This window comes from Leptospira adleri (genome assembly GCF_002811985.1).
Classification (GTDB): Bacteria; Spirochaetota; Leptospiria; order Leptospirales; family Leptospiraceae; genus Leptospira; species Leptospira adleri.
The window spans coordinates 1-5,557 of sequence record NZ_NPDU01000124.1; the positions used below are offsets into that span (position 1 = coordinate 1).

At 48.0% G+C, this 5,557-nt stretch carries 1 protein-coding gene; it reads right to left on the reverse strand.

Annotation, left to right across the window (positions count from 1 at the left end; genetic code table 11):
• The coding region (locus CH376_RS23335; RefSeq protein ID WP_125232034.1) for a TIGR04388 family protein at positions 1-5,211 on the reverse strand (5,211 nt) is incomplete at its 3' end.
• Between the last annotated feature and the right edge of the window lie 346 nt (positions 5,212-5,557).

Sequence of the window (5,557 nt, forward strand, 5' to 3'; positions counted from 1 at the left end):
CTTCGCTCCCGATATGTTCAAGTTCACCCCGCCGCCCCAGCCGCCTTTCACCTCGTGTTGTCCGGTCAGTAGATTCGCGTTTTCGTGTTTCGAATACGTTAAATATCCGGTAATAGGAGTTTTCACTCCCAGCGTCGCTGTAGAAATCAATCCGTTTGCAAAGGCAGCTAACGCGCCATTCGTACCGTTGAGACTGCCTTCAATCGCCATGTTAACCGCGGTGCTCACTCCCATCGCGATCAATTGACCGTTCGTGACTCCCGTCGCAACTACCGTAGAAACTCCTCCAAGCGACGCCGTCGTCGTGGTTCCCGTTTGCACCGCCACGCTCGAAAGCCAACTGCCTGTACTTCCCGCGGCGGCTCCCGCCGTAAAATAAATCGCTGCCGCTGCGGCCGCCACTTGAACGATCGTCTCCGCGTCTTTGAGTCTTTGTTCTCGAGCGTGTTTCTTGGCTTCGTGTTTGTCTATATTATCTTTTAATAATAAACCGAGAACATGTGCGGCGTTCGGATCCCCAGGCATCAATGCCTCTCCGATCAGATCGAACATCTTGTTCCGCATGTCGTTCTCAATATACGCTTTGTTGATGATCCCTTGCTGGGAGCGAGCTTTCACGTCGCCCATCGTCACTGTGTTGGACCATTCTTTCGATTGATCATAGATCGAGGATTTGAAATCCGAGGACACGATCGATTCTCCCAACATATTTCCCAAGTCCGCGATCGACGTCATAAGCCCTTTCACCCCTTTCGTCGCGAGGCTTGTCAATCCTCCGCTGAAAAGTTTGTTGTCCAAGAACATGAACGCCGATACGGGATTGGTAATCGCCGTTATGTTGATCAGATCGTTCCGTCTGTGTAAATCTCTCTCCGCTTGTTTTCTCACAACGAAGTCGCTCGCCTGTTGAGACCAAAGATCGATCTTCGCTTGGTCCCAGTGTTCGATACGACCCAACTCTTTCACCGATTCGCTCGCAAGCATCACCTGGTCGCTGTCCCAATTACGGATATCGTCTTTGTATTCTTTTAATCGGATATCGTTGATCGCGCTTCTAAAGTCCTGAGCGATTTGTTTTTCGTGTTTCTCAGAAACAAGTCCAAGATCTCCGGAAAAATGAGCCCCCGTACGAACGACCCCGCCGACACCTTCCATCACCATTCCGCCCAAATCTCCAATGGCTCTCTGGAGTGTTCCGCCTATCCCTTGCAAGGAAAACATTCCGCTTCTCATTCCAAGTTCCGCTTTCGCATGACGCATTTCCATATAATCGGATGCGTATTGCGCCAAAGCTCCCGCGGCAGCCGGCGACATTCCATTCGCGATCGCAACCTTCTGAACGGTAAAACCGTACATGCTGTTTTTAAAATCCTTCCACCTGTCGATCGCATCCAAATCGTTTTCATACGATTTCAGAGTAGAACCGAAAGAAGCTTTCGTCATGGTTCCCATACCCGGTATCACGGCGTCCATTACCGACGTAAGTGCTGGAAAAATTTTTAACATACCCTTTTCCACGCCTTCCAAGCCGACATCGTGGAATGCGCTTTGGATCCCTTTGCCGATTCCTAAATTCTTCGTGCCGAGTTCGTGTTTGGCTTTGGACATTTCCAAGTTAGCCATAAGCCCGCCCGAAAGAAACGCCGCCACGTCCGGAGGAAGATCGAACGTCCTAGCGATCACCGTAGCGACCGCGTCTTGAACCGCTTGGTTTGCCTGTTTCGTCACCCAAGCGCTCGTGGACATTCCACCGGTTAACACCGATTCGACGTAATCTACGATCAGATTCGCAATCTTCACTTTGTTGCCCACGTCCTGGGACGCAAGATTGGAATTACGATCGTTCACATTCTGAAGCATATTCACTTGTGAAAAGAGGCCCGCGGTATGTTTGTTGGAACTCAAATAAGCGTTCACATTTTGGAAAGTGGAATCCACAAGATCGTTAAAACCCTTCGAACGATCGTCAAAAATATCTCCGAGTCTCGAAGCCCCTCTACCCAAAAGAATCATATCCTTCGGAGGAGCGTCGATCGTAACCACCGCGTCTTCGGTACCGTAACAATAAGAATGGGAATCCGTAGCGTTCGAACCGCAATAGCTCGAAGTTCCGTCATAGATCTTTCTGTGCGCCGTGATCTTACCGTCCTTCGACACGTCCACGCTCTCATATTTGTTTTCGATATATGGATTGCAATTTCCGTTGCTGAGATCGTCCCCGCAGGTCAGCGAGACCCAAGCCCCCAAGGTCTTTTGTTTCGTCTTGCCGTCTTTGTCGACAAACGTGTCGATCGTACCGTCCGCTTTCAAAACGTAGGTCGTCGTTTCCGTTTCGCCCGTGATCGCGTTTTTCGTTTCCACTTCCTTGGTCTTGATCCCGGAAGCCTGAACGAGATCGGAAAAGCCGTTCTGGGTAAACTGCTTCTCGTTTTTCATGCTATCCGCGATCCCCTTCATAAAACCCAGAACCGTATCCATCGTAGAATTGTTGGTAGAAGACAACAAACTCAGATTGGAAGCACCGGTAATCAAACGGTTAAAGTCCCTGCCGAAGTTCTCCAACAAAGCAAAGTTCGGAATATTCTGATTCGCGTTTCGATCCAAGCCGGAAAGAATGCTGCTACCGAAACCTTGAAAGTCCGGTACGTTGGAGGGACCGTCTCCCGAATGAACGCGCCCTTTGTTGATTTGCGCTAAAACCTGCTGCGTAAGTTGTTGATAGTTGCCTTGGCCTTGACCGTTTTGAAGAGCGTTCTGAGCCGTATTAAAAGCGTTCTGAGCCTGCTGTTGGACTTGATTCATCTGGGCAAGCCAAGAAGATTCCTGGCTCTGGATATCCTGAATACCGGAATTGAAAAGAGACTGAGCGTTAGCGAGAGCGGACTGCATCTGGATCTGCCAATTCGCATACTGCGCCTGATACGAAGCGGCTTGAGCCGTCCAATTCGTAATCGAAGGCATAACGTTGTTCTGCCAATCGTATTCGAAACTTTGCAACTGAAGAACCAAGTCTTGATACGTAGTGACGTTCGCATAAGCGTTGTTATTCGTTACCGAAAAATTCAACTCGATCCAAGCGTAGTCCTGCTGATGTTGGATGTCCGCTAAAAAGGGAACATTATTCCAAACCCCCGCCTCTCTTGCGAAATAATCGTAAAAATTCTGACCCCAAGGCCCTTGGGTCCCCGCCAAATTTTGGGCGATCATTTCAGAAAACGTGCGATTTGCTAAATAAATCCCTGAAGTCCAATTGAAAATATCGCCCGATACGCAGCCAATACCGCTTCCGCAATACGGCGTAAAATTAAGAAAAGGCACGTGATTGTCTTCGTTCATAAACGCACGGAGATCCACTTGATTAAAACCGGTAATTGTCATACCCGGTCCGAGTCCCGTTAAACCGGAAAGCGGAGATCCCGAACCACTCAAGCCGCTCTCATAGGCATCCATAATCCAGTTGGCAAGATCCGACTGAGTAATTTGATTTCGAACGTATGCCATGATCTTCTTGGCAAGCCCGCCCTCGCCCTCTTGAATTCCCCCGTTCAAAATTTCCGAGATTGAAACGGAAGCGGGTCCACCAGCGGAAGCAGCAAAATGATTAAAAGGTGTATGCGAAAAGATAGGATCCCCATAACTCCAAATCCCGGCATTGTTATAGGCTCCTTGCGTTTGTCCGTATCGAACGCTGTAACTCGTATTCCCGCTGTTTTGAAAATTGATCGCATTCTGCAAAGCGCCTTGTGTAGATACGAGTTCGTTGTGCAAAAACGTTCTGACCGCGGAGGAAGCGTATAACAAACCGGCTTCCATATCCTGAACCTGACAAGTGTGACCGGAAGCGCAACTGACGCAACGAGTGTCCCCCACGGGACAAGTATTCATAAAATAAGAACCCGTGCCCGCCGTATTGTCGACAACCGCGCTAAAACAAGTGTGACCCGACGAACACGTGTTACCCGAAACAAACGTCCCCGAAGTCGAATCGAAAAGACCCTTCACGCAGGAATTGCCGTTCAGGCAGTTGTTGTTGTAACTCAACATCGTACCCGTCGTATAATCGAAAATCGCGGGCATGATAAAACCTTCCTGAAGCGCGTTCACCGCGTTGTTGATGACGTTCTGAAAAGCCCTACCGTCCGCATTCAAACCCGTACGGATCACCAAGTTTTCGCTTTCCGTACCGTTACAAACCGAAGGACAAACCGTGTTCTGAAGATAGCTGCTCGTCGTAGTGTCGTACAAAACGTTCGCACAGGTATGACCCGAAGGACAAGACCCGAAGGCGTAAAATTGAGAATTGGAGGGATCGTATTGAAAGGTATTACAAACGTGACCGCCGGGACAACTCGCCTGCACGTAACTGTTGGAAGAATTATCGTACAAAACGCTGATCGTATTCCAGAACAAACCGTTGCCGTTCAAAAAAGACTGATAGCCTTGCAAACTCGAAAAAACCTGATCTTTAACGTTCGATTGAGACTGTTGGATCTGCGCCAAGTTCTGTTGATATTGCATCTCTGTGGCGTTGATCTGAGAAATCAAATTTTGATACTGAGTGGTAAGATTCTGTACCGCTTGCTGATACGTGAACAAACCGCTTTGCAAATTGCTGTTGAAATCGCTCCACCACTGACTTTCCAAACCTTGAAGAGTCTGTTGGCCGCTATTCAAAACCGCTTGGCTGATCGCACCGCTCAAATTCAAGTTAAGACCGCTACCGTTCAAAAAAGAATCCCACTGGCTCTGAAAAGTCGCAGTCGAATTCTGAACCGCAGCCGAATTTGCTCCGAATTTGGAAGTCAAGAATTGACTCCTCTCTTGGAGAATTTCCCCCTCGACCGCCGACTGCCAAACGATCAATTGTTCCGAGGCCTGGCTTTCCAAAGAATTGTGAACGTAAGCCTGATAGTCTTGAACGGAAGCGAAATGATCGCTCGTGGTGATCGAATTGACCATCATCGTGATCTGCGCTTGAACCTGAGCTTCCCACTGAGTTTGTAAAATGCTGACGCTCTGGAAAACGAAAGCGTCCCAGTTTCCGACTGTCTGCATACCGTTGGCAACGGTGAAGGTTTGATTCATGCTGTTCGTATTAAAAACCGGAGAATTCAGATTCGGAACAACGACCGGCTGCGCGTAAGCGGGCCTAAAAAAAAGACAAATGCCAAACAAAGAAAAGAAATAGAATAAGGTTTTTCCTAAGGACATCAAATTCTCCAACTCGAGCAGTATAGGACCCGTCACAATAAAATCGCATTCCGAAGCAATTTGCGCTTGGTTTGGAATTCACCCGATAGTTCAGGCTTCAAACCGCCAAAAATGACTAACGTGTCTTGCGATTACACAGATGCAAAGGTAACTGACTCATTTGTGATACCTAAGTCAATATTAAATCACATAATGCAATTCAAAAAAAGAATCTGAATGATAATTCGATATAACCTAAAAAGCCGAATTTTGAGAAAGGTTTTACCCAAAAACCCCTAAATGTGGGAACTCATACGCCTGTTTCGATTGAAAAAGCGGATTCAAAACCGGGTGAAACGCAAATGGA